Genomic DNA, 25,508 nt, shown 5'->3' on the forward strand with positions numbered 1-25,508 from the left:
AAGGCTCTCATTCCCACATGACCAACAATGCTACCGCCGCCAGCGGACACGACCGCTGGCTCTATCTCTTCGTCGCCTGGATCATCGCAGTCGCAGCGAGCCTGGCCGCGCTCTTCATCGGCGAGGTCGTCGGCCAGGCTCCCTGCAGCCTGTGCTGGCATCAGCGCGCCTTCATGTTCCCGCTCGCGGTCTTGCTCGCCGTGGCCAGCTTCCGGGGCGACACAGGAATATGGCGCTATGGCCTTCCCCTGGCCGCCATCGGCATTGCGATCGCGGCGTTCCACAGCCTCCTCTACGCCGGCCTGATCCCCGAAGGCATTCAGCCCTGCTCGCAGGGACCCTCCTGTGCCAGCGCCGATATGACGATCCTGGGCATGCTGCCCTTGCCTTACCTGTCTCTCGCAGCCTTCGCCGCGATCGCCATCGCGCTCATCGGTTCCAGAACAAAGGCCGCGTCATGAACCGCCGTGTGATCGTTGTCCTCACCGGCGTCTTCGCCCTCGCGATCTTCTCCGGCGCCACCCTCTTCCATCGGAACGAACAGACCAAACGGGCTCAAGCCGTTGCGGCCTCGCGCGCCGAGGCGCTCGTCCGCGATCATTCGCCCGTCATCGGCCCTGCGAGTGCTCCGGTCACAATCGTCGAGTTCTTCGATCCGTCCTGCGAGGCCTGCCGCGCCTTCTATCCGCCGCTCAAGCAGATCCTGGCCCTGTTCCCGAACGATGCGCGGCTTGTGATCCGGTACGCGGCGTTCCACGAGGGGTCGGACGCCGCGGTCAAGATCCTCGAAGCGGCTCGGCTTCAGGGCAAGTTCGAGCCCGTCCTCGCAGCGCTTCTGGAGTTCCAGCCGGAATGGGCGGACCACGACAAGCCCGACCTAGAGAAGGCCTGGGCGCGTGCGAAGGACGCTGGTCTCGACATCGAGATGGGCAAGCGAGACGTGGCCCGGCCGGAATTCCAGATGACTCTGGATAAGGATGGGGCGGACGCAAAAGCGCTCGAGGTGAGCAGAACGCCGACCTTCTTCGTGAACGGGCAGCCCCTCACAGAATTCGGTCCGCGCCCACTTTACGAGTTGGTCAAGCGCGAGGTCGAAAAGGCGCGCAAATAGGCCGTCGGCCTATTGGCTCGACGAGTGGCCGCAGCCTGCGATCGTGTCGCTCGTCGACCATGACGGCGCGGGTCTGGCGGTTAGTCAAAACCGGCAATCTCGCCCACCGACATGATAATCTGCCCAGCGATCATCCCCATCTAGCCGGTGCGGGTGGCGGCCGCCACGCCCATGCCTTCGTCATCGACGATTTCTACCGGGAGTGGCCCGAGCGCGTGGGCTGAGTCCGACTGACCCTGTGAACGGGCTCGAACGTTCAACACTGAGATCCATCTCCGTAGCCGTCGGCATCACTCCCGGTGTGGAGCGACGCCGACAGCTTTATGCATAGGCTCAGCGATCTTGTGGCTGTGTAAGTTCCATAACGAAGTCCTAAGACGTGGCCGTTGACGAAACCGGCGTCAGAAACGCTTCCCTAAGGCCGCCCTGCTAGAGCCACTCTTAAGCGAACTCTAGGCAGCGCGGAATGAGCAGGAATAAGGCGGATCGGGAAGGACATCTATTTGAGCCCTTGGCGAGCGCCAGCAGCGGTGCGGTCTCCGGTCCGCTGGCTGAGCTCGAAGCTTCCGGCGCGATGTCGACGCTAACCGTGGCCCGGGCGCGCTGCGGCCAGTCCGGTTCCGACGCGCTGTCGACCCTGATCGGCTGGGTCGAGGGCTATCTGATGGAGGCCCATCCCGATCTTGGCCGCACAGGCGCCGTTTGCCCCTTCACCCGCCAGGCGGCAAGGCTCGACAGTGTCCGGCTCGGTATCTGCGAGGCCAGCCCCGATAACGAGGATAGCGTGTTCACGCTGATCCGCACGAGTTTCCAAGCGCTGGAGGCGATCCCCGCAAAGCCGGCCATGGCGCATTTCCGCACGATCATCATCGGCTTTCCAGCCTGTGGCGGCGAGCGTGGCATCGCCATGCTGAGGCGCATCCAGGACCGCCACAAAGTCTATTCGCTGACACGCAATCGGATGATCGGGCTGATGCATGCTGGATCCGAGGCACCCGGCCTATGGAATCCCGATTTTAGGCCGTTGCGCGCGCCGATGCCTGTCCTCGCCATCCGTCACATGGTCGAGCAGGATGCGCCTTTCGCCGTCCGACATCCTCTGCTTCTGCTGCCCTATCTGGTGCGGTTCCCATTCGCCGGTCTGAAGCGCATCGTCGCCCATTATAGCGGCCGTGGCTGAACGATGGCCTTGATCGCAGCAGCCCACATCGACCCGATCAAGGCATTGCCCGCGCCTGTCCCGGTGCACGATACCCTGCCGCGCGACGACGAGATCGCGATCGCGATCGTGGACAGTCCGATCGCATTCTTGGCGATGCAGGCCGAATGGGAAGCCCTGTTCGCGCGCGCTGGCCAGCCTCATCAGGTTTTCCAGAGCCATGCGGTTCTGCGGCACTGGATGCGGCACTACCTCGATTCGCGCACCAGTCTGAGCATCATCACCGGACGACGCCGGGGGCGTTTAGTCATGGCCTGGCCGTTGATCCGCCAGCGCCGTTTCGGCGTGGTCAGCCTGCGCTTCATGGGCGTTCCTGTGGCGCAGTTCGGCGATGTTCTCATCGAGCCTGCCGAGTGCGATGGGTCTCTGATGCAGGCCGGCTGGGACTGCCTGCAAAGGCTCGATGCGGACGTCCTGGACCTACGCAAGCTACGCGCCGATTCGGCACTCATGCGCTCGGGCCTCGTCGCCGGCGCAGTCCTGCGCGAGCGGCTTGAGGCCCCCTTTGCCGATCTCACCTTTCGGGTCGGGCCCGATGGACCAAGCAAGGCCTATGCATCCCGGGAGCGGTCCAACCATCGGCGCCGGTTGCGGCGGCTCTCAGAACGTGGAGTGATCGCCTTTGGGACGGTGGAGCCCGGGCCGGAGGCGGCCCGGCTTGCCGTCATCGCGGTGGCGATGAAGCGGGCTTCGCTTCTGCGCCATGGCATCGTGGCGCCGACGATCGCAGATCAGCGCTTCTCGGCGTTCTTCCACGATCTCGCTGGCGACGCCGCCGGCGGTTCGCCGCTGCACATAACGATGATCACCTGCGACGGCGCGCCGATCGGGCTCGACCTGGCCCTGGATTGTAAGGGCACCAGCTTCGGCCACGTCATCGCCACGCATCCCGAGCATGAGCGTGGGGGGGTCGGCGGAATTCTGGTGCATCACAGCTTCGCCTCCGCCAAACGTCGCGGTAACGCCATCTTTGACTTGCTAGCGCCGGCTGACGCCTACAAGCACGAGCATGCCGACGGCCTGACGGCCGTGAGCGACTTGGTACTGCCTTTGTCCTGGAATGGCCGGCTGGCAGCTAATTATGGGATGCTGAACTGGAGGCCCTTCCTCAAACAGGCCTTGCGACGCCTACCGTCGCCGCTGACACGAAGATTGGCCGCCTGGTCGTATGGCGGGAAGAGCTAAGCACTGCGCAGAATCTAAGGCGACTATCGCGACCGTCATGCGCTCGCGGCTGAGATCGGCGACCAACACGCCTGATTCCAAGTCCTGCCGGATCGCGATGATTTGCTCTTCCGAGAAACGGCTGCGCTTCACCCTCTGATCCCCTCAATAAGCCAGAGCGAACTTCAACCCGGATCAAGCCCGAGGGGCAACGTCATGTAAGCTCGCTGAATTCCGCCTCGTTGTCGTTCTACCGCGGTTCTTCGGCTTCGACATCGAGGTGCTCCATGAGAATTCCTCCACCAATCCTTCTGCTGCTCACCGCTTGTCTGGCCGCGGCCCCTTTGCCGCGCGGCACCGACGCGGCGTCGCAGGAGACGGGGTCGCCGGTTCAAGCGCAGGGACGGCCTGCCGCGCAGGAATCACGGCCGCAGGGGCAACCGGACGCGCGGTCAACCGTCCAGAACCAGCTTCTGCCGCAGCCCTCCGTCACCCGGCACGAGATCGTGCTGCCCGGCCGCACGCTGCGCTATACGGCGACCGCCGGCTCACTGCCGGTGCGCGACCAGGATGGGCGGACGCTCGCAGAGATCGCCTACATCGCCTATGTGCTGGATCACGAGACTGGCTCAGCCTCGCCGCCGCGTCCTGTCAGCTTCGCCTTCAATGGCGGTCCGGGCGCGGCGTCGGCCTACCTTAACCTCGGCCTGATGGGGCCTAGACGCCTGCCGTTCGGACGGCAGGGCGACGGGCCGTCCATGCCGCCGGTCCCGATCGACAATGCCGAGACCTGGCTCGATTTTACCGACCTCGTCTTCATTGATCCCGTGGGGACCGGCTACAGCCGCTTTGCGTCCTCAGGCGACGATGCGCGCCGGCTGCTCTGGTCGGTCGAGGGCGACTACCGGTCCCTGTCCCGGTTCATCGGCAACTGGCTGCGGCTGAACGACCGTCTGGCCTCGCCGAAATACCTGGTCGGCGAGAGCTATGGCGGCTTCCGCGCTCCCAAGGTTGCTAGCGAGTTGCAAAGCGCCGACGGCGTCGGCGTCTCTGGCATCGTGATGATCTCGCCGGTGCTCGATTTCACTTTTCAGCGCGACGCTCGCGGCTCGCCGCTGAGCTGGGTGGTCTCGCTGCCCGGCATGGCGGCCGTCCGGCTGGAGCGCGATGGCAAGCTATCACGCCAAGCGCTTGCTGCAGTCGAAGCCTACGCCTCGGGCGCCTACCTTGCCGATCTGCTAAAAGGCCCCCGCGATCGGCAGGCGGTGGAGCGGATGTCCGACCAGGTCGCGGCGCTGACTGGACTCGATCGCGGCCTGGTCCTGCGGATGGGCGGCAAGGTCGATGCCGGCACCTTCCTGCGCGAACTCGATCGCCCAAGCGGACGGGTCGGCAGCCCTTACGATGGCGCAGTGACCGGCTTTGACCCCAATCCGGACGCAAGCCGTAGCCGAGCCCCCGACGCCGTGCTCGACGCCATCACCGCGCCGCTGACGAGCGCCATGCTGAGACATTACGCTGGCGACCTGAAATGGCGTCCCGAGGGCCGCTATATGTTGTTGAATGAAGATACGAGCCGCCGCTGGAGCTACGGCCAGGGCAGGGGCGACCGCGAATCCATGCGCGAACTGGGCGGTGCGCTGGCGCTCGACCCGGGTCTAAAGGTCATCGTCGCTCACGGGTTCACCGATCTGGTGACACCGTACTTCGAGACGAAGCTTCTACTGGATCAATTGCCTACCTTCGGCGACTCCGCCCGGGTCAAGCTCGAGCTGCTCCCCGGGGGCCACATGTTCTATTCCCGTGACAAGTCGCGGATCGGATTTCGCGCTTCCGTCCGCCAAATGATGGATCCGACAGCCGAATGACCAACCGGCCTGTGCCGTGCAGTGCTCTCGCGGCAACCTTCGCGTGGTCGGACGTCGTTTATTACGGATTGTGACCGAGCGGAACGTCGAAGTTGGCGGTGCGTCTCTTGTATTGCGCACCAGAAAAAATCTGGAGCGTCGGGAGACGGTTCAAGACACGGCCATACCCATCCGCATTCGTATCCGCTTGTCCCGATCCATTCGCAGATCGCGTGAGCGAAATGCCCGTGTTGGAGGTGTGGGCTTGTGCCTGAAGCCCGCGCTGAACGCTGCCAAGAGGTGGCAGCGTAGGAGACGCGTCCGACACCCCGGTCGCATCCCCCGACTGATTTCTCAGTCAAATGAAGGAACCACGACCATGATCCGCCTGACATTGATCTCGCTCTCTTCGGCTCTCGCCATTACCGCGGCTGTTGCCCAGCAGCCTGCCGCCAAGCCGGCCATGGACCCCGGCATGCACATGAAGATGATGCAGCCGGCCGCCTCTGATTCCGCCTCCACCAAGGGCTACAAGGAATCGATGATGGGCATGATGCAAGCGATGCCGATGACGTTTACCGGCGACGCCGACATCGACTTCATGACGCAAATGAAGGGTCATCATCAGGGCGCGATCACCATGGCGAAGGTTGAACTCACCCACGGCAAGGATCCCGAAGCCAAGAAGCTCGCCACTGAGATTGTTGCGGCTCAGGAAAAGGAAATCGCGATGATCGACAAATGGTTGAAGTCTAAGGGCAAGTGACCAAGACCAAGTTCGCGGTCGACGCGATAATCCTGTTCTGATGCCGGCCGGATGCCTCACCCGAGGCATCCGGCCGGTCGTGCGCTGCAGGCACCGGTCTGTCTCGTCCTCGGTCGTATCCTCGGCCAGAAAAGACTCAACGCCATGCCAAGCTGGCTCTCCTGGCTGCGGCACTACCTCGCAACAAGTGCGATCGGCCATCTCTTATGGGAAATCGCGCAGCTTCCACTCTATACGATCTGGTCCGCCGGAACCGTGCGCGAGCAGTTGATCGCGATCGTCCACTGCACCGCGGGTGATGTCGTCATCGCCGCGTTGGCCATCGTCCTAGCGCTCGTTCTAGTTGCTGACTCGGACTGGCCGGCAAACCGCTTCTGGCCGACTGCTGCGGCGGCGCTGATGGGCGGCTTCGCCTATACCGGCTTCAGCGAATGGCTCAACACCGTGCTTCGGACCTCATGGTCTTATTCCGAATGGATGCCTGTCCTCCACCTATTCGGCTTTCGGTTGGGCATCTCACCCATGCTTCAATGGGTCATCGTGCCTGCGTTGGCGATGTGGCTCGCGATGCGCCCGGGCTCGAGCAGCCGCTTTACATCACTTGATCCCAGATCACGCGCCGCCTGACGATCCAAGGTGCGTGAGACCGTCTTCGAAAAGGGCCCGAACTTCCGGCCGCCCAACCGGACAACCGAATTGAGGCTCGCCATGAATGCCGACCACGTTGCTGCCACGGAGCCGAACACCGCATCTTCGTCGGGGCCTGCGCCAAGCGCGTTGGCGACAAGCCAAGGCCACGGCACCTCACGCCCGCAGCCGGTACCTGATGAGAAGGACCCAGTCTGCGGCATGACGGTCGATTCCGCGACGACGGCTCATCATGCCGAGTTCGAGGGCAGGCCATATCACTTCTGCTCTTCGGGCTGCCGGACGAAATTCGTCGCGGAACCCCTGAAATACCTCGCGACAGCACCAGCCAAGACGACAGCGGCTCCGGAGGGAGAGATCTATACCTGTCCGATGCATCCCCAGATCCGGCAGGTGGGCCCCGGTCAATGCCCGATCTGCGGCATGGCGCTCGAGCCGGTCGTCGTCAGCGCCGAAGCCAAGCCCAACGCCGAGCTCATCGATATGACGCGCCGGTTCTGGATCGGGCTGGTTCTGGCGGCACCCGTCTTCGCAATCGAGATGGGAGGGCACCTTACCGGGCTTGATCACCTGATACCCCGCAACCTGTCCAACTGGATCCAGTTTGCTCTGGCGACGCCTGTCGTACTCTGGGCCGGGTGGCCGTTCTTCGAGCGCGGCTGGCAGTCGATCCTGACCCGCAACCTCAACATGTTCACGTTGATTGCCATGGGCACGGGCGTGGCTTGGATCTACAGCGTGGTTGCAACGCTCGCACCCGGCATTTTCCCGCAGGCATTCCGCAGCCAGGACGGCTCGGTCGCGGTCTATTTCGAGGCCGCTGCCGTGATCACAGTCCTCGTCCTTCTCGGACAGGTCCTGGAACTGCGTGCACGTGAAAGCACCAGTGGCGCGATCCGGGCGCTGCTCGATCTAGCGCCTAAGACAGCTCGCCGCATCTTGGACGATGGGCGCGAGGAGGAAGTCACACTCGATGCTGTCGCAGTCGGGCACCGCCTGCGTGTACGGCCCGGCGAGAAAGTCCCGGTCGATGGCGACGTCATCGAAGGACGAAGCTCCATCGATGAATCGATGGTCACCGGCGAGTCGATGCCGACTACGAAAACAGTCGGCGATCAGGTCATCGGCGGCACAATGAACCAGTCGGGCAGTCTGATCATCGAGGCCAAGCGCGTCGGTCATGACAGCATGCTCGCGCAGATCGTCCAGCTCGTCGCCAAGGCGCAGCGGAGCCGCGCACCAATCCAGCGACTCGCCGATCAAGTCGCAGGCTACTTCGTACCCGTCGTCATCGCGATGGCATTACTCGCCTTTGGAGCCTGGGCGATCTGGGGGCCCGAGCCACGCCTGGCCTTCGGGCTCGTGGCGGCCGTCTCGGTCCTCATCATCGCCTGCCCCTGCGCACTGGGGCTGGCAACGCCGATGTCGATCATGGTCGGCGTGGGGCGCGGCGCCGAGGTCGGCGTCCTGATCAAAAACGCCGAAGCACTGGAGCGCATGGAGAAGGTCGATACGCTTGTGGTCGACAAGACGGGCACGCTCACCGAGGGCAAACCGGCGGTTACCGCGATCGTCGCCTCCGAGAGCTTTGAAGAGACCGAGATCCTAAGGCTGGCTGCCAGCGTCGAGAAGGCCAGCGAACATCCTCTGGCGGTCGCCATCGTGGCGGCTGCCGTCACCCGAAACATCAAGACGTCGGTGGTAACGGACTTCGATTCTCCAACTGGTAAAGGTGCGCTTGGCACGGTCGACGGCCGCAAAGTGGTCATCGGCAACGCGGCGTTCATGGCCGAGCACGGCGTCGATGTCGCGCCCCTCGCGGCGGCCGCCGACGACCTGCGGCGCGAAGGTGCGACCGCCATCTTCATCGGCATCGACGGACAAGTCGCAGGCACGATCGCCATCGCCGATCCGGTCAAGGAATCGACCCCCTCGGCCTTGGCGGCACTAAAGGAAGAAGGCATCCGGGTCGTCATGCTGACCGGTGACAACAGGACCACGGCGGAAGCCGTGGCGCGGCGGCTCGGCATCACCGAGATCGAAGCGGATGTCTTGCCGGAGCAGAAGAGCGCCGTCGTGGAGAAATTCAAGCGCGAGGGACGGGTCGTCGCGATGGCCGGCGATGGCGTCAACGACGCGCCTGCGCTGGCGGCAGCCGATGTCGGGATCGCCATGGGATCGGGGACCGACGTGGCCATCGAGAGTGCAGGCCTGACGCTGCTGAAGGGTGACCTAAACGGGATCGTGCGGGCCAGGCATCTGTCGCAGGCGACGATGAGCAATATCCGCCAGAACCTGTTCTTCGCCTTTGTCTACAACGCCGCGGGTATCCCGATCGCCGCTGGCGTTCTCTATCCGATCTTCGGCGTCCTGCTCTCGCCGATCATCGCCGCAGCGGCCATGGCACTCTCATCCGTCAGCGTCATCGCCAACGCGATCAGGCTGCGGACAATTCGCCTGTAGACCTGCCTTGGCGCATCCCGCTCCGCGTGGCCAGTCCCTCCGTCGGGTTACTGGCCACGCCCGTTAGCACAAGCATGGCCAGAATATTGATCTTCCCTGCCGCTTTGCCCTTGGCGCTCGGTCAGGCAGCGACGGGAGACGCGCTGGGCGTATAACCTGCCGCGGTCACGATCGCTTTGAGCGCAGCGAAGTCTGCGGGGCCTGTCACGCTCACAAGCTTCGAGGCGGGATCCGCGTTGACTGTGGTGCCGGGCACGCTCGTCTCGATCGCCTTCTTGATCGTGTCGGCGCAGTGCCCGCAGGTCATGTCGTCGACCCGAAAATGTAATCCGGACTGCGACGGGGTTGGGACGGTCTGAGAAGTCGCGTTCGATGGTTTCTGGCAAGAGCACATGGCTGAAGCTTCCTGTTGGTGTGCGGGTCAAAACGAGGCTGCAGCTTTCCACAGTGGTAAGGTCAAGAGGCATCTTGACCTCTTTCCGGCGCCCCAAAAATCTTGAGCCGATGTCGCCGATAGCGCTTGACCTTACCATGATAGGAAGCTCCATACCGCCTGCCATCACAGCTCGGAGATACGTTATGTCGACTGCAACGGTGGCCAGAAATACAGCCCTGTCCCCCACACATTTCGATGTTCCCGTCGAAGGCATGACCTGCGCCTCATGCGTGGGCCGCGTCGAGCGGGCGGTCCTTGCCGTGGAGGGCGTTGACAGCGTTTCGGTGAACTTGGCGACTCAGCGGGCCCACATCGCCGTCAGCTCTGGAAAAGTCGATACCGCGGCTATCGATTTGGCCATCCGAAAGGCAGGCTACGAACCGAGGGAGACCATCGTCGTTCTGAGTATTTCGGGCATGACCTGCGCCTCTTGCGTCGGACGTGTCGAGCGCGCGCTTGCGGCGGTACCGGGCGCCCTCGAAGCCACGGTCAATCTGGCGACTGGGCGGGCCTCTGTGCGCGTGCTGGGCGGCTCGGAAATGACATCAGAGCTCGTCAAGGCGGTTGCCGCCGCCGGCTACGACGCCGAACAGGCCGGAGACGCGGTGGACACCTCCGACCGCGAGCGTCGGGCGCGCGACGCCGAGCTGTCGGAACTGCGCCGTGACGTCACGATCGCGGCCATCGCGACCCTGCCGCTGCTCGTCTTCGAGATGGGCATGCACATGTCCGAGACGCTGCATCATTTTCTTGCCGGCTTGGTCGGCGAGTTCAACATCAAGGTGCTTTCGTTCTTGCTCGCCGGCTTCGTGATCGCGGTGCCTGGCCAGCGCTTCATTCGGAAGGGGTGGCCCGCGCTGATGCGCGGCGCGCCAGACATGAACTCGCTCGTCGCGCTCGGCACGACCGCCGCCTTCGTCTACTCCAGCGTCGCGACGTTCATGCCCGGTCTGCTGCCGGATGGCACCGATTACACCTATTTCGAGGCCGGCGCGGTAATCGTCACGCTGATCCTGATGGGGCGTTGGCTCGAAGCGCGCGCCAAGGGCTCGACGAGCGAGGCCATCCGCCGCCTACTGTCGCTCCAGGCCAAGTCGGCCCGCGTGCTGCGAGACGGCAACGAGATCGATGTCGCCATCGAGACCGTGGTCGCGGGCGACGTCGTGATCGTGCGTCCAGGCGAACGCATCCCCGTCGATGGCGATGTCGTATCGGGATCATCCTATGTCGACGAGGCCATGATCACCGGCGAGCCGATCCCGGCCCGCAAGCAACCCGGGTCTGCAGTCACGGGCGGGACAATAAACGGCGCGGGCGCCTTCCGCTTCACCGCCGAGAGAGTCGGGGCCGATACGCTGCTGGCGCAGATCGTGCGCACGGTCGAGGCAGCGCAGGGCTCCAAACTGCCGATCCAGGCGCTCGTCGACAAGGTGACGATGTGGTTCGTACCAGCCGTGATCGGACTGGCTCTCCTGACCTTCACGGCCTGGTTAGCGTTCGGTCCAAGCCCCGCGCTGTCGTATGCGCTTGTCAACGCCGTCGCCGTGCTGATCATCGCCTGCCCCTGCGCGATGGGGCTGGCGACGCCAACCTCGATCATGGTCGGTACCGGCAAGGGCGCCGAACTCGGCATCCTGTTCCGGCAGGGCGTGGCGCTGCAGAGCCTCAAGGATTCGACGGTCATCGCCCTCGATAAGACGGGCACGCTGACCAAGGGCCGGCCGGAGTTGACCGACATCGCCGTCACGGAAGGGTTCCAGGAAGACGAGGTGCTGCGCCTCGTCGCCTCGGTGGAATCCCTCTCCGAACATCCTGTGGCCGATGCAATCGTCGCCGGTGCGCGGCAGCGCGGGCTGCGGCTGGCTGAGCCGGCGGACTTCTCCAGCGAGCCCGGCTTCGGGGTCGTGGCATATGTCGAGGGGCATCGTATCGAGGTCGGCGCCGACCGGCTGATGCGGCGTCTGGGCCTCGATTTATCGGCGTTCGCCGCGCAGGCCGCGCAACTCGGCAATGCAGGCAAGACGCCTCTTTACGCCGCGATCAACGGAAGACTCGCGGCCATCATCGCGGTTGCAGACCCCGTTAAGGAGACGACGCCCGCTGCAATCGCCGCGCTGCACCAGCTGGGCCTGCGCATCGTTATGGTCACCGGCGACAACGCACGCACGGCGCAGGCCATCGCGCGCAGGCTCGGAATCGACGAGGTCATCGCCGAAGTTCTACCTACCGACAAGGCCGAAGTGGTCAAGTCGCTACAGGCCGGAGGCGGCCGCGTCGCCTTCGTGGGGGACGGGATCAACGACGCGCCGGCGCTGGCGCAGGCGGATGTCGGCATCGCGATTGGTACTGGGACAGACATCGCGATCGAGAGCGCCGACGTCGTCCTGATGTCCGGCGATCTGGAGGGAGTCGCCAAGGCCATCGCCCTGTCGCAGGCGACGATCGCCAACATCCGCCAGAACCTCGTCTGGGCCTTTGGATACAATGTCGTGCTCATCCCCGTCGCGGCCGGCGCGCTCTACCCAGCCTTCGGTATCCTGATGTCGCCCATGTTCGCCGGCCTAGCCATGGCCCTTTCGAGCGTCAGCGTCCTAACCAATGCCCTGCGGCTCAAGCGCTTCGACGGGTCGACGCGGGTGGAACCGAACCCGACGAGGCCGACAGAGCTAGCCGCTGCGGAATGAACTCGCCACAGTCATAGGAGACATCGACATGAACATCGGACAGGCGGCGACGGCATCCGGCGTGACGGCGAAGATGATCCGCTACTACGAGAGCATCGGCCTCATCGAGCCGCCAATCCGGACGGAGGCCGGGTACCGGATCTACGCGACCGAAGAGATCCACGAGCTTCGCTTCATCAAGCGAGCTCGCACGCTCGGGTTCTCTATCGAGGAGGCCCGCCAACTTCTGGCGCTCTGGCGCGACAAGAGCCGGGCGAGCGCCGACGTAAAGCGCTTCGCGATGAAGCACGTGCGCGATCTCGAAACTAAGATCGAAGAGCTTCAAGCCATGTCGCTCACACTCCGGCATCTCGCTCGGACCTGCCACGGCGACGACCGCCCAGAATGCCCGATCCTAGCCGATATGGCGCTCCCCGGAGACGATCAGCCGCCCCATGAGCAATAGCGGGGAGGGTCCAAGCCTAACCCCAACCGCAAGGCCTTCCGGTCCCCGCTGCCGACGTAAGGCGAGCTCCGCAGGGGAAGAAGCGCATGCCACGAGAGGCAGGTCAAACGAGCCACCAAACGGCGAGGGCCGCGAAGGCCAGCCACATAGCCACGACGAACACGAACCCAGCGCGGCTGACCGGACGCTGATCACGCTGCGATGCCGTGGCTCGAAATTCAAACATCAAAGGGCCGGGAATCAACCTGACTGCCAACATGATGCCGAGCGGGACGATGAGCAGATCGTCGAGGTAGCCTAGAACCGGTATGAAGTCTGGAATGAGGTCGAGCGGCGATAGTGCGTAAGCTGCTACGCCGGCGGCCACGATCTTGGCGAGTCTGGGGGTCCGCACGTCACGCGCGGCGATCCACAGCGCGATGACGTCGCGCTTGAGTCTGCGCGCCCATGTTTTCGCTTTCTCTAGCCATATCGTCGCCATGGGCATCCATCCGTGATCGCAAATGGCGTCGGGAGCCAGTTCAGCTACTTCACCGCGTTGGACAACCCCCAACCCTTGACCAGCCCGTAGATCGCAGGGATCACCAAGAGCGTCAGCACCGTCGAAGAGATCATGCCGCCGATCATCGGGGTGGCGATGCGCTGCATCACCTCCGAGCCCGTGCCGGTGTTCCAGAGGATCGGCAGCAGGCCGGCCATGATCGCGATCACTGTCATTATCTTGGGCCGTAGCCGCTCGACCGCGCCCAGCATGATCGCCTCCTGAAGATCGGGACGGCTGAACGCCCGCCCCTCAGCGGTGCAGCGCGCGCGGACCTCCTTCAGCGCCTGGTCAAGATAGATCAGCATGATTACGCCGGTTTCGGCCGCGACGCCCGCCAGCGCGATGAAGCCGACCGCAACTGCCACCGACATGTTGAAACCCTGCCACCAGAGCAGCCAGATCCCGCCGACCAGCGCGAAGGGCAGCGACAGCATGACGATGAGCGTTTCGGTCAGACGGCGAAAATTGAGGTAGAGCAGCAAGAAGATGATCGCTAGCGTGACAGGAACGACGATCTTGAGGCGCGCCTCGGCCCTCTCAAGATACTCGAACTGGCCGCTCCAGGCGACGCGGTAACCGGTCGGAAGCTGGACCGCCTTTGCGAGGGCCGCTTGCGCTTCGCGGACATAGCCACCGAGATCGCGCCCGGCGATATCGACGAAGATGTAGACCGCGAGCTGGCCGTTCTCGGTGCGGATCGTAGTCGCACCGCGCTTGCGCTCGATCTTCGCGACCTCGCCAAGCGGGATCGAACCGCCCGACGGCATCGTCACCTGAACCTCGCGGGCGATCGACTGTGGGTCGGAGCGCAAGTCGCGTGGATAGCGGATGGTGACGCCATAGCGCTCCCGGCCCTCGACCGTCGTCGTGACAGTCTCTCCGCCCATCGCCATCACCACCGCGCCCTGCACGTCGCCGACCGAAAGCCCGTAGCGCCCAAGCGCGATCCGATCGGGCACGATGTCGAGGAAATAGCCACCAATGACGCGCTCGGCATAGGCGCTAGTGGTGCCCGGCACGGCCTTCAGAACGGTCTCGATCTGGCGCGCGACGCCTTCCATCTTCGTCAGATCGTCGCCAAAGACCTTGATGCCGATCGGGGTGCGTATGCCGGTCGCCAGCATGTCGATTCGGGCGCGGATCGGCTGCGTCCAAGCGTTCGAGATGCCGGGGAACTGCAGCGCCTTGTCCATCTCGGCCTTGAGCGTGTCGGCGGTGACCCCTGTACGCCATTGCTCCTGCGGCCTCAGGTTGATGATGGTCTCGAACATCTCCGTCGGGGCAGGGTCCGTCGCGGTTTGGGCCCGCCCGGCCTTGCCGTAGACCGAGGCAACCTCCGGAAAGGATCGGATGATCTGGTTCTGGGTCTGGAGCAGTTCGGCCGCCTTGGTCACCGAGATACCCGGCAGGGTCGTGGGCATGTACATCAGCGTGCCCTCGTTCAGCGTCGGCATGAACTCCGAGCCGAGCTGCCGCGCCGGCCAGACGCTGACGCCGAGCACGGCGAGCGCCAGAAGGATCGTCAGCGCTTTGGCCTTGAGCACGCCCTTGATCAGCGGGCGATAGAGCGCGATCAGCGCCCGGTTGATCGGGTTCCTCTGCTCCGGGATGATCCGGCCGCGCACGAAGACGACCATCAGGGCTGGTACCAGCGTCACCGACAGGACGGCGGCGGCCGCCATGGCGAAGGTCTTGGTGTAGGCGAGCGGCCCAAACAGCCGGCCCTCCTCGCCCTCCAGAGTGAAGATCGGCAGGAACGAAACGGTGATCACGAGCAGGCTGAAGAACAGCGCCGGCCCGACCTCGCTGGCTGCCTCGATGATAATCTCGATGCGCGGCTTGCCCGGCGGTGCGCGCTCGAGATGCTTGTGGGCGTTCTCAATCATGACGATGGCTGCGTCGATCATCGCGCCGACCGCGATCGCGATGCCCCCCAGGCTCATGATGTTGGAGCCCAGCCCCAGCGCCTTCATCGCCGCGAACGCGATCAGGATGCCCACGGGGAGCATCAGGATCGCCACCAGCGCGCTACGCAGATGCAGGAGAAAGGCGATGCAGACCAGCGCGACGATGACGCTCTCCTCGATCAGCGTCATCTTCAAGGTCTGGATCGCCCGCTCGATCAGCTGCGAACGGTCGTAGACCGGCACGATCTCGGCTCCGCCCGGCAAGGTCGCGGCAATCTCGGCGAGCCTCGCCTTGGCGCGCTCGATAACGCCGAGCGCATTAGCCCCGAAGCGCTGCAGCACGATGCCGCTGGCGACCTCGCCCTCGCCATTGAGTTCGGTGATGCCGCGCCGCTCATCGGGCCCGAGCTCGACGCGGGCGACGTCGGCGAGCCGCAAGGGCGCGCCGCGCTCGGTCCGGAGCACGATGTTCTCGATATCGGCGATCGACTTCAGATAGCCGCGCCCGCGCACCACGAACTCGAACTCGGCCAGCTCGACGGTACGTCCGCCGACATCCATGTTGCTGTTGCGCACGGCCTCGCGAAGGATCGACAGCGACACCCCTTGCGCCCGCAGCCTGACTGGATCGACCACGATGGCATATTGCTTGACGAAGCCACCTACGCTGGCGACCTCGGCCACACCCTCGGCGCGAGAGGCGGCGTACCGCACCGACCAGTCCTGGACCGAGCGCAACTCGGCCAGCGACATGTCCTTGGCCATGACCGCATACTGGTAGACCCAGCCGACGCCGGTCGCGTCTGGCCCCAGCGTCGGCGTGACGCCGGCCGGAAGCCGGCGGGCAGCGGCGTTGAGATATTCGAGCACGCGCGAGCGCGCCCAGTACGGGTCGGTGCCGTCCTCGAAGATGACATAGATGAAGGAGACGCCAAAGAAGGAGAAGCCGCGCACGACGCGGGCCTTCGGCACCGTCAACATCGAGGTCGTCAGCGGATAGGTAACCTGATCCTCGATGACCTGAGGGGCCTGGCCGGGATATTCGGTGTAAACGATGACCTGCACGTCGGAGAGATCGGGGATGGCGTCGAGCGGCAGCGTCCGGACCGCATAAACCCCGGTCGCGACGGCGAACGCCGTGGCGACGAAGACGAGAACGAGGTTGCGCGCCGACCAGGCGATGAGGCCAGCGATCATGGTTTTTGTTCCGCAGGCGTCGTCTCAGCCCCTTTTGCCTCCGGCGTGCCGAGCCCGCTCAGCGCAGCTTTCAGGTTGCTCTCCGCGTCGATCAGGAAATTCGCCGAGACGACGACGCGATCGCCATCCTTCACACCCTCGCTGATCGCGACCATGCCTTCGCCGCGCTGGCCAAGCTGGACCTCGCGCGGCTCGAAGCGGCCCTCGCCAAGGTCGAGGATGACTACGCGGCGCGTGCCGGTGTCGATCACGGCACTGTCGGGGACAGCGAGGACCAGACCGAACTCACCGGAGCCGATCTCGACATCGGCGTACATGTTGGGCAGCAGCATGCCTTCGCGATTGTCGATCTCAATGCGAACTTTGGTGGTCCGCGTCGTCTCGGCTACCTGCGGATAGATCAGACCGACCTTGCCCGCGAACTCCGTTCCCGGCCGCCCGCGCAGGCGGATCGTGGCCGGCGCGCCGATGCGGATCGCGGCCAGATCGCCTTCCGGGACATCGGCCAGCACCCAGATCGTCGAGATATCGGCGAGCCGAAATAGGCTATCGCCGGACGCCATCTTCATGCCGTCGACGACGTTGCGCTCCAGCACGATGCCGTCTCGCGGAGCCGACCAGACGATCGTCAACGGCACCTTCCGGGTCCGCTCGATCTCGGCGACGATTTCAGGCTGCACGCCCAGGTTCTCCAGCCGCTGGCGCGCGCCGCCTTCGGGCACGCCTCGCCCGGAGGCGTTGAGTTCGGACACGAACTGCGCGCCCGCCGCCGTGATCTCGGGCGAATAGATCCGGACCAGACGATCCCCCTTGGCGACGCGGTCGCCGGTGGTGACCGGCGCCACCTCCTGGATGAAGGCGTCCGAGCGCGTCGCGACGACGGAGACGCGGCGCTCGTCGAGCTGCACCGTGCCGGGCACCCGGATCGGCCGGCTGATCGCCTGGCGGACGACCGGCTCGGAACGTACGCCGCTGCGCTGGATGCGTCCGGGCGAAAGCTTGATCACCTTGTCGTCGGCATCTTCGCCGGCATAGACCGGCAGGTAGTCCATCCCCATCCAGTCCTTTTTGGGTATTGGGGAGGTGTCGGGCAGACCCATCGGGTTGCGGTAGTAGAGCAATTTTCGCTCTGCCCCGGTGGTCGTGGCTGTCTCGGCGACCGTGTGCGCCGACTTTGCCGCAGCCGGATCGAAGCTGATTTCTTCGCTGGCGCTGACGGGCAGGAAGTCGCGACCGTCCTCGGTTTTACGGGGTTCGGCCGCGTAGAATGGCGCGCCGTCTGGATGGCGGTAATAGGCGATCGGCCCTGTGGCGGTGGCTGGCCCCGCTTGGGGTGCGACCGGCGATCTGGCGATGAATGCATGATGGAGCCGGTCGAGGCCGGGCAGGACGAGGCCGCGCGTTCCCGCGAAATAGCCCGCCGCGCCCACCGCCGTCAGGGCGGTGAGAGCAAGGGCGGTGAGTAAAATTCGGCTCATGGAGTCGCCTTCAGAACGAGGCGGCTCTCTATCGTGCCCTCCTCGCCCTGCACCTTGGCTCCGAGCGAGAGCCGCCAGCCGCCCTCCATGGTGAGGTTCGTCCTGAAGCTGTAGCTGCCCGGCTCGGTCGCGGGCATAGGCTCGAGCTTCGAGGCCATGGTCGCCATGCCGTCCGGTTCCATGTCGATGCGGCTTGCGAAGATCACGGCGTCGGGCACCGCCTTGCCGGTCCGCCTGTCGATCAGCCGGACGGTGACGATGACGCCGTCGCCCTGCTTCAGCTCCTTCTGGGCGAGCTGGAATTCATAATCCTTGATGTCGGCTAGCGCCGGCCTGACGAAGGCGAGCGGAAGCGCGGCGGCGAGCACGCGCACGAATTTTACGGAGACCATGGTGGCTATCCCGAATGGAACAGGCTGCCGCGTTCAGGCGCAGCTATAGCGAGGCCTTGAGCCACGCGCTCGCCAACCGCCCGGGCAGCGCCGTGCGGCCGGAACCGGCGCTGACGCGCCGGCCATGCCTCAGCTTCGGGGAGGTCTCGCTGGTGGAGCGAAGCCTTGGGTTGCGCGCTCGGCGTCGTTGCCCATAAGCCCGACGACCGCCGTGACAGGGCCAGGAAGCGCGACGGAGCTGATCGGTCCGCCGACGAAGCACTTGGCGAGGCAGAAGGTCAGCGCCGGGCAGTTCGTCGTGCAGTCCTTGGGGCCATCCTGGTCCGACGGGCAGCACGGCATACCGGCCTCCATGGTCTGCTCGACGCCGGCGGCGTCCCGCACCATGCCGGCAGTCGCAGGGCTGACATAGGCCGCGAGAACGCCGGCCGTCAGGAACAGGGCCAGGATCAGTGCGTGCGTGAGGAGCCGGCGCTTCATAAGGGAAGAATGCCATGTCAAAGGCGCCGGCAAAAGACCGGCGGCATCACCATCGCGTCAATCAGTCGTCGTCGGCCCCGTCACGCGGGATTTGGCGGGGATCAACGAGGCAGCGGCCACCGGCGCAGGCGATCCTAAGCAGCCTGTGAGAGCTCCCAAAGCAATTCGCCTCGTAGAGAAGCGTCTGCCCCAGCGGTGGGAGCGCCCTGATCGTCGCTTGCACGCAGCGGGATTCGAGAAGCGCTCTTTGAAGGTCGCCGTCGCTTGCGCGACTCGTGCCTGCGCCGAGCGCGATGACGAGGCCGACGAAAAGGCCAGCCGGAATGCGGGCGGGCGTCGCTCGCCCGCCCTCGACCAAGGGGCTCACTTGGCCTTCTGCAGTTTCGTCACCGTGATCTGGCCGTTCACACGGTCGGCGTCGAACTTGATCTTGTCTCCCGATTTCAGGCCTTTCAGCATGGCCGGATCGCCGGCGCGGAAGACCATCGACATGGCGTCCATGTCGAGATTCTTGATCGGGCCGTGGTCGATGGTCAGTTTGCCTTGCGCCTCGTCGACCTTCTTCACGGTACCGTTGACCTGCTGCGCGAGGGCAGGCAGCGCGAGCGCGGTGAAGGCGAGAATGGAGATGATCTTCAACATGAAATGCTCCTCGGTCAGGCTTGCGCCTATTTGACGATGATCGTGCCGGTCATTCCGGCTTCGCGGTGGCCGGGGATGAGGCAAGAGAAGTCGAACTGGCCGGCCTTGGTGAAGGCCCAGACGATCTCGCCGGTCTTCTTCGGCGCAAGGCGCTTGGCGTTCGGGTCGTCATGCTCCATGTCGGGGTTCTTCTGCATTTCGATGGCGTGCTTGAGGTTCTCCTCAAGCGTCGCCAGGACGAGTTCGTGGTCCATCTCGCCATTGTTGCGAAGCTGGAACTTGACCTGCTCGCCGCGACGGATCTCGATCCGGTTCGGGATGAAATGCATCTTCCCGTCTTTTTCGCCCATCGAGACCTGGACCAGACGCGCCGGCTTCTTGGGGTCGCCGGGCTTGCCGTAGGCGACCTCGCCATCATGGTGGCCGGCCGCTCCCGGCCCAGCCAGCGCCGCGCTGGCCGACAGGGCGAGCGCGAGGCTCGCGAGTTTCAGTGAAGCCAGTTTCGTCATCGCTTTCTCCGCAGTTCGATGGATCGTTCAGTGGTTGGAATGAGCGCCGCCGGCCTTGGCGCCGGGCAGAGGCTTTCCGTCCGCGCCAAGCCGGGGCTTGCGCGGATCCTTGACCTGCCAGGTTGCTTGCTCTGGCTTGGCCTTGGCGGGCTCGACTCGCGGCGCTTCGGTGAGCTTCGCGCCCTTGTACTCGTAGGCGACGGTGCCCTCGGGATGCTTGTAGTGTCCGGGATCGGCGTAGTCGTTCTTCGCCAGCCCCTCGCGCACCTTCACCACAGAGAACATGCCGCCCATCTCGACGGGGCCGAACTGGGCGTAGCCCGTCATCATCGGCAGGGTATTCTTCGGCAGCTCCATCTCCATCGAGCCCATCTCGCCCATGCCGTTCGTGCCCATCGCCATGTAGCCGGGCGCGGCCTTGCGGATGCGGCTGACGAGGTCCTTCTTGGTGACGCCGATATAGGTCTTCACCGAATGGCCCATGGCGTTCATCGTGTGGTGCGACTTGTGGCAGTGGATCGCCCAGTCGCCGGGCTCGTCGGCGACGAAGTCGAAGGCGCGCATCTGGCCGACCGCACAATCGATGGAGACCTCGTCCCAGGCTGATGCGGGATCGACCCAGCCGCCATCGGTGCAGGAAACCTTGAATTCGTAGCCGTGCATGTGGACCGGATGGTTGGTCATCGTGAGGTTGCCGAACCGGATCCTGACCTTGTCGTTCCTCCCCACCACGAACGGGTCGATGCCGGGAAAGGCGCGGCTGTTCCAGCACCACAGGTTGAAATCGAGCATGGTGTTGACTTTGGGCACATAGGATCCCGGCTCGATGTCGAAGGCGTTGAGCAGGAACACGAAGTCGCGGTCGACGCGACGGAAGGCCGGGTCTTTCGGATGGACGATGAACATGCCCATCATGCCCATCGCCATCTGCACCATCTCATCGGAATGGGGGTGGTACATGTAGGTCCCCGAGCGCCTGAGCTGGAACTCGTAGACGAAGGTCTTGCCGGACGGGATGTGTGGCTGGTTCAGGCCGCCCACGCCGTCCATGCCGTTGGGCAGGCGCTGGCCGTGCCAGTGGATCGTGGTGTTCTCCGGCAGCTTGTTGGTGACGTAGATGCGGACCTTGTCGCCCTCGACCGCCTCGATGGTCGGGCCTGGCGACTGGCCGTTATAGCCCCAGAGGTAGGCGATCATGCCGGGAGCGATCTCGCGCTCGACCGGCTCGGCGACGAGGTGGAACTCCTTCCAGTCGCCGTTCATCCGCCAGGGCAGGGTCCAGCCGTTCAGCGTCGCCACCGGCTGGTAGTCCGGGCCCGAGGTCGGCACGAGCGGGGCCTGCGTCGCAGCGCTCGCCATGGTCGGCGCTTCGGGCACGGCGGCGAAGGCTGTGCGGCCCGACACGGCTGTCGCACCCGCGAGCACGAGCCCCGACGTGCCGATGAAGCCCCTACGTGACAGATCCGTCATGGCGTCTTGCTCCTCGAGGGTTCAATGGGCCGGCGCATCGCCGCCGCCGGCCGCCGCGACGACGGCGGACCCGCCGCCTCCGCCCGAGCCGCCGCCGATCAGCGCGTGCTTGAAGTCGGTATGGGCGATCCAGACGTCGCGACGCGCATTGATGCCCGCGACGTTGGACAGGATGCGGCCGCGCGCGTCGGCGATGAGCTGCGTCACGTCGATCAGCATGCCGTTGTACTGCAGCAGAGCCTCGTCCTGGATGATCTTGCGCAGCGGCAGGACGTTGGCGATGTAGTGCCGTGCGATGTCGTGGCTGGCGCGATAGGTCGTGTAGGCCTCGCGCGCCTCGGACCGGACATTGACCGCCTTCTCGGCGAGCTTGTTGGCAGCCTGCATGTAGGTCTGTTCCGCCAGCGCGACCTTGGACTGCCCGAAATCATAGATCGGGATCTCGATTTCGAGTTCGACCAAGCGCGTGCGCGTCGCCTCGCGCTCTATATCGCCATCGGCCAGAACGGTCAGCTTCCGGTCATAGATGCGGCGGCCGAGCAGATCGACGTCGTTGACGAAGCGCGTCGCCTGGGTCAGTCCGAGCGTCTTCGCTAGAAGATCGAGATCGCGGCGCGCGATCTGGACGTCGATGCGCTTGCGCAGCGCCTCGGCCTCGACGGCCTTGATGCCCGGCAGGCGCGGCAGCGGCGGCAGCGAACCCGGCAAGCTGAACTTGAGGTCATCGCCCCAGAGCCCGAGCTGACGGATCAGACGCTCGCGCTCCTGACCCCGCTGCAGGCGGGCCTGCGCGAGCTGCGCGCCGAGTTCGGCGTCGAAGGCGAACTCGCGGGCCTGGTTCAGCTTGTTGATGCCGCCCGATTCGCCGAGCCGCTTGAATAGCTGCGTCGCGGCGTCGGATGAGGCCTTCGCCTCCTGGTAGAAGGTCGCTTGAGCGTTGGCGGCAACGGCACGGAAATACTGACGTCGCGTATCGGCCGCCAGCTTCAGCACAGCCTCGGCTGCCCTTAATTGGGCGGATCGGAACCGATCCCGCGCAACGTCGGCTCGCGCCGGCAGGGTCGCCAGAGCGAAAATGCTTCCGACGATTTGTCGCTCGATCTCGAGCGACAGGGTTCCTGTCCTCGACGAGATCGAGAGGCGGGGATTCGGCGGCAGGCTGGCGATCACCATCTGCGCCTCGGCGATGCCGAGCTCGTTGAAGGCGGCCTGCAGGCCGCGGTTATTGAGAAGCGCGATCTGCACGGCGCTGTCGGCTGTCAGGGGCTTCTTCAGAAGCTGGTCGACGCGCGCCCTGGCACCGAGGGCCGTCGCGTCGTCGCCGATCTTGACGACGTCCTTGTTGAGCTCCGCGTAGGCGACTGCCTGCGCCGTGCCGACGCCGCCATCGGCGGAGAAGGACGCGCAGCCCCCGAGAATGACGGAGACGGCGGCTAGCAGTGCGAAGCGGCGAATGTCGACTACGTGGCTTCGATAGGCAGGCGACAAAGCGGGTCTCATGATGGTCACTGCTGCGGGCCCACCCGACGGTTCAGTTCGCGCCAGTTCTTCGGTTCGGCCGGCCGCATCGTGGTGACGCCGGCAGTAACGCTCTGATAGGCGATGGCCGGCACGCGTGCGACGGGGTCCGCCGGCCGCGCCAGATGGACCGGGACAGGGCCGACGGAGCAGGCGCCGAGCAAGACCCCTGACAGAGCGGTAAGAGACAGTTTTGCAGCCATCGCGATTCGCGTCGGTCCCAGAGTGTCGATGGAGCTTGGGTAGCAACCGCACGCCGCCGCCGTCCGTAACAAATTGTTGCGAAGACGACCGCGCATCATTGGAGTGAGAGCGCTATTGTCCTGCCGTCGGCCCGCCGGCGCGACCCGCCTGAAGGTGGCGAAGAAGGACGCACGTGACCGAGACCCGAACCAGTCAGGCAGCTGACGACCACGGCCATGTGCTCGTGGTGGACGATGACCCGCAGATCCGCCTCCTGGTTGCCCGCTTCTTGCAGCGCCAGGGCTACAAGGTGACAGGCGCTCCCGACGGGCGCGTCATGCTGGACGTCCTTCAGCATGCCGAGATCGACCTCGTCATTCTCGACGTGATGCTGCCGGGCCGATCTGGCTTCGACCTCTGCGGCGATGTTCGCGCGATGTCGCAGGTGCCGATCATGATGCTGACGGCGCGCACCGACGAGGGCGACCGCGTCATCGGGCTGGAGGCGGGGGCTGACGACTATGTGACGAAGCCTTTCAGTCCCCGCGAATTGCTCGCCCGCGTTCGGGCGGTCCTGCGCAGATCTCGCGTCACGCGTGGCGGCAGCGCTGGCCGAGCCAGCGAGGCCGTCGCATTCGACGGCTGGAGATTGGATCTCCGTCGGCGCGAGCTAACCTCCCCCTCGGGCACGCTGGTCGATCTTTCCACCGGCGAGTTCGACCTGCTGGTCGCCTTCGTCGAGCACGCCAATCGCGTCCTTTCGCGTGAGGCCTTGATGCAGTTTGCCAAGACCAGGAGCAGCGACGACCCCTTCGACCGGACGATCGATGTCCAGATCAGCCGCCTGCGCCGCAAGCTCGACGCTGACGCCCTGGGCGGACAGTTGATCAAGACGATTCGCGGAGCCGGGTACATGTTCACGCCGTCGATCCAAATGCAGGAAAGCCTATCGGCATGACCCGCATTCTGAAGCGCGGCTTCCCCGACACAGTGGCGAGTAGGGCCATTCTCATCCTGGTCGCAGCGCTGGTCGCGCTACACCTTGTTGGATACTGGGCCTACCGCGTCGGCGTCGACAGTCTGGCGACGGCGCAGCGCGATCGGGGGCTGGCCGAGCGGATCGTCTCGATCAAGCGCGCTATCGCCGGCATCCCGCACGAGCCGGAGCGCGACCGTGCAGCCCATGATCTGTCAAGCGCCAGCTTGGAGGTTCACTGGAGCAAAGTCAGCTTGGTTCTCGGTACAGCGCCCGTGACGGAGCGCACAGCGGCGATGGCGGCCAGGCTCAAGGAGCTCGTCCCAGACTTGGCCTCTGAATCCTTCCGCCTCGGCTTCGCCGATGACGGCGCGCTGGGCTCCGGAGAAGCCGACGCCTACCGCCACATGATGCTGGTCTCGGTTAGGCTCGACGACGGCTCCTGGATCAACTTTTCCTCGACGACAGTGCGCGCCGCCCAGCATGCGGACTGGAGCGTGATGGCTGTTACGATCTGTTTCGGCGTCGCCATCGTCGTCGTCGCCGTCCTGCTGCTGCGCTGGGCGACGCGGCCGCTGCGCGACCTTGCGCTCGCAGCCGAGCGCTTCAGCCTTGACCAGACGCCTCAACCGCTCAGTGAGACGGGCCCCGCCGAAGTGCGCCGCGCGGCGCGCGCCTTCAACACCATGCGCGAGCGCATCCAGCACCTTGTCTCCGAGCGCACGCAGGCGCTTGCGGCGGTGTCCCACGACCTTCGGACGCCAATCACGCGGCTGCGCCTGCGGTCTGAGCTGATGGAGGACGCGGCAACGCGCGACCTGGTCGACGCGGACCTCGCCGAGATGGAAAGCATGATCAACTCGACGCTGGAGTTTCTGCGTGGCGGCCTTTCGAGCGAGGTTATCAGGCCAATCGACATCGTCTCGGTGATCGAGACCATCGTCGATGACCATGCAGATCTGGGCCAGGCCGTAAGCTTGAGCGGGGTTGGCCATGGGCGGGTGCTGGGACGCCTGCTATCGCTGAAGCGCGTCTTCTGGAACATCATCGGAAACGCGTTGAAGTATGGCGGACACGTTACCGTCGCGATCGCCGAGACGCCGGCTGACTTGGTGATCACGGTCGAGGACGACGGCCCGGGCATCCCAGACGGCGATATGGAGCGTGTCTTCCAACCCTTCATCCGTCTTGAGGAATCGCGCGGGCGGGAAACCGGCGGCTCCGGCCTCGGCCTCACCATCGCACGCGCTGTCATCTCGGCACATGGCGGCGACATCTCGCTGGCGAACCGTCAGGAAGGGGGCTTGCGCGTGACGATCTCCCTGCCGCGGCTCGATCAGGGCGATCAGCGATTGCCGCAAGCCATCGTCGGAGGCGCTTCTTCGGATAGGACGCCGTCAACGTCTGCCTCAGCACAAATCTGATCGTC

The 25,508-nt window shown here is 64.9% G+C and carries 23 protein-coding genes; 12 read left to right on the plus strand and 11 right to left on the minus strand.

The annotated features are described in order from the left end of the window. Positions 1–17: 17 nt before the first annotated feature. The 8 genes from BSY19_RS09255 (at position 18) to BSY19_RS09290 (ending at position 9,218) form a co-directional block, all read left to right on the plus strand. Positions 18–461, plus strand: coding sequence for a disulfide bond formation protein B (locus BSY19_RS09255; protein ID WP_069053915.1), 444 nt, complete (start codon positions 18–20; stop codon positions 459–461). Next, the gene (locus BSY19_RS09260; protein ID WP_069053916.1) at positions 458–1,111 is read left to right on the plus strand and encodes a DsbA family protein; all 654 of its coding nucleotides are present in this window, start codon (positions 458–460) and stop codon (positions 1,109–1,111) included. The genes BSY19_RS09255 and BSY19_RS09260 overlap by 4 nt, the downstream gene beginning before the upstream one ends. Positions 1,112–1,685: 574 nt before the next feature. Further along, positions 1,686–2,291 (plus strand): DUF6875 domain-containing protein, encoded by a 606-nt coding sequence (locus tag BSY19_RS09265; RefSeq protein ID WP_150129556.1) that lies wholly within the window; start codon positions 1,686–1,688, stop codon positions 2,289–2,291. Positions 2,292–2,300: 9 nt separating this feature from the next. Then, positions 2,301–3,515, plus strand: coding sequence for a GNAT family N-acetyltransferase (locus BSY19_RS09270; RefSeq protein WP_210184419.1), 1,215 nt, complete (start codon positions 2,301–2,303; stop codon positions 3,513–3,515). 266 nt (positions 3,516–3,781) lie between these two features. Beyond that, the gene (locus BSY19_RS09275) at positions 3,782–5,362 is read left to right on the plus strand and encodes a S10 family peptidase (protein ID WP_069053919.1); all 1,581 of its coding nucleotides are present in this window, start codon (positions 3,782–3,784) and stop codon (positions 5,360–5,362) included. 358 nt (positions 5,363–5,720) lie between these two features. Beyond that, entirely contained in the window at positions 5,721–6,107 is a 387-nt protein-coding gene (gene copM, locus BSY19_RS09280) for a CopM family metallochaperone (protein ID WP_083247506.1), read from the plus strand. Positions 6,108–6,251: 144 nt separating this feature from the next. Further along, positions 6,252–6,734, plus strand: a complete 483-nt coding sequence (locus BSY19_RS09285; protein WP_069056964.1) for a hypothetical protein — start codon at positions 6,252–6,254, stop codon at positions 6,732–6,734. Between the two features lie 222 nt (positions 6,735–6,956). Then, positions 6,957–9,218, plus strand: a complete 2,262-nt coding sequence (locus BSY19_RS09290; RefSeq protein ID WP_236840499.1) for a heavy metal translocating P-type ATPase — start codon at positions 6,957–6,959, stop codon at positions 9,216–9,218. Positions 9,219–9,339: 121 nt separating this feature from the next. Here the strand turns inward: BSY19_RS09290 and BSY19_RS09295 are convergent, their stop codons facing one another. Beyond that, positions 9,340–9,612: a heavy-metal-associated domain-containing protein gene (locus BSY19_RS09295; RefSeq protein WP_069053921.1), complete on the minus strand. Its 273-nt coding sequence runs from the start codon at positions 9,610–9,612 to the stop codon at positions 9,340–9,342. Positions 9,613–9,797: 185 nt separating this feature from the next. Here BSY19_RS09295 and BSY19_RS09300 point away from each other — a divergent pair, with 185 nt between their 5' ends. Further along, positions 9,798–12,338, plus strand: a complete 2,541-nt coding sequence (locus tag BSY19_RS09300; protein WP_069053922.1) for a heavy metal translocating P-type ATPase — start codon at positions 9,798–9,800, stop codon at positions 12,336–12,338. A 28-nt stretch (positions 12,339–12,366) separates the two neighbouring features. Beyond that, complete coding sequence (cueR, locus tag BSY19_RS09305; protein WP_069053923.1) at positions 12,367–12,783, plus strand: Cu(I)-responsive transcriptional regulator; 417 nt, start codon at positions 12,367–12,369, stop codon at positions 12,781–12,783. Positions 12,784–12,886: 103 nt separating this feature from the next. On the opposite strand, the gene BSY19_RS09310 is transcribed toward cueR, so the two are convergent. The 10 genes from BSY19_RS09310 to BSY19_RS27510 all read right to left on the minus strand — a co-directional run bounded on the left by BSY19_RS09310 (position 12,887) and on the right by BSY19_RS27510 (position 23,123). Continuing rightward, the gene (locus BSY19_RS09310; protein ID WP_069053924.1) at positions 12,887–13,264 is read right to left on the minus strand and encodes a YkvA family protein; all 378 of its coding nucleotides are present in this window, start codon (positions 13,262–13,264) and stop codon (positions 12,887–12,889) included. A gap of 44 nt (positions 13,265–13,308) precedes the next feature. Further along, positions 13,309–16,431 (minus strand): efflux RND transporter permease subunit, encoded by a 3,123-nt coding sequence (locus BSY19_RS09315; protein ID WP_069053925.1) that lies wholly within the window; start codon positions 16,429–16,431, stop codon positions 13,309–13,311. Further along, a complete protein-coding gene (locus BSY19_RS09320) occupies positions 16,428–17,909 on the minus strand; it encodes an efflux RND transporter periplasmic adaptor subunit (RefSeq protein WP_069053926.1) in 1,482 nt (493 codons plus the stop codon). Before BSY19_RS09320 ends, BSY19_RS09315 begins: the two co-directional genes overlap by 4 nt. Next, positions 17,906–18,301 carry a FixH family protein gene (locus BSY19_RS09325; RefSeq protein WP_069053927.1) on the minus strand — a complete coding sequence of 132 codons (396 nt, stop codon included), beginning with the start codon at positions 18,299–18,301 and terminating at the stop codon, positions 17,906–17,908. The genes BSY19_RS09320 and BSY19_RS09325 overlap by 4 nt, the downstream gene beginning before the upstream one ends. A 129-nt stretch (positions 18,302–18,430) precedes the next feature. Then, positions 18,431–18,781 (minus strand): hypothetical protein, encoded by a 351-nt coding sequence (locus tag BSY19_RS09330; protein ID WP_069053928.1) that lies wholly within the window; start codon positions 18,779–18,781, stop codon positions 18,431–18,433. Between the two features lie 363 nt (positions 18,782–19,144). Next, on the minus strand, positions 19,145–19,423 hold the full coding sequence (locus BSY19_RS09340) for a copper-binding protein (RefSeq protein ID WP_069053930.1): 279 nt from the start codon (positions 19,421–19,423) through the stop codon (positions 19,145–19,147). Between the two features lie 26 nt (positions 19,424–19,449). Then, on the minus strand, positions 19,450–19,932 hold the full coding sequence (locus tag BSY19_RS09345) for a cupredoxin domain-containing protein (protein ID WP_069053931.1): 483 nt from the start codon (positions 19,930–19,932) through the stop codon (positions 19,450–19,452). A 27-nt stretch (positions 19,933–19,959) separates the two neighbouring features. Beyond that, positions 19,960–21,402 (minus strand): multicopper oxidase family protein, encoded by a 1,443-nt coding sequence (locus tag BSY19_RS09350; RefSeq protein ID WP_069053932.1) that lies wholly within the window; start codon positions 21,400–21,402, stop codon positions 19,960–19,962. Between the two features lie 21 nt (positions 21,403–21,423). After that, positions 21,424–22,902, minus strand: coding sequence for a TolC family protein (locus BSY19_RS09355; protein ID WP_069056965.1), 1,479 nt, complete (start codon positions 22,900–22,902; stop codon positions 21,424–21,426). A gap of 5 nt (positions 22,903–22,907) precedes the next feature. After that, positions 22,908–23,123 (minus strand): hypothetical protein, encoded by a 216-nt coding sequence (locus tag BSY19_RS27510; RefSeq protein ID WP_150129557.1) that lies wholly within the window; start codon positions 23,121–23,123, stop codon positions 22,908–22,910. A gap of 173 nt (positions 23,124–23,296) precedes the next feature. On the opposite strand from BSY19_RS27510, the gene BSY19_RS09360 reads away from it, so the two are divergent. Together BSY19_RS09360 and BSY19_RS09365 are read left to right on the plus strand one after the other, a co-directional pair. Beyond that, a complete protein-coding gene (locus tag BSY19_RS09360) occupies positions 23,297–24,061 on the plus strand; it encodes a response regulator (protein WP_069053933.1) in 765 nt (254 codons plus the stop codon). Next, complete coding sequence (locus BSY19_RS09365; protein ID WP_069053934.1) at positions 24,058–25,503, plus strand: ATP-binding protein; 1,446 nt, start codon at positions 24,058–24,060, stop codon at positions 25,501–25,503. The genes BSY19_RS09360 and BSY19_RS09365 overlap by 4 nt, the downstream gene beginning before the upstream one ends. Positions 25,504–25,508: the final 5 nt, after the last annotated feature.

It is taken from the genome of Bosea sp. RAC05, from assembly GCF_001713455.1.
Classification (GTDB): domain Bacteria; phylum Pseudomonadota; class Alphaproteobacteria; order Rhizobiales; family Beijerinckiaceae; genus Allobosea.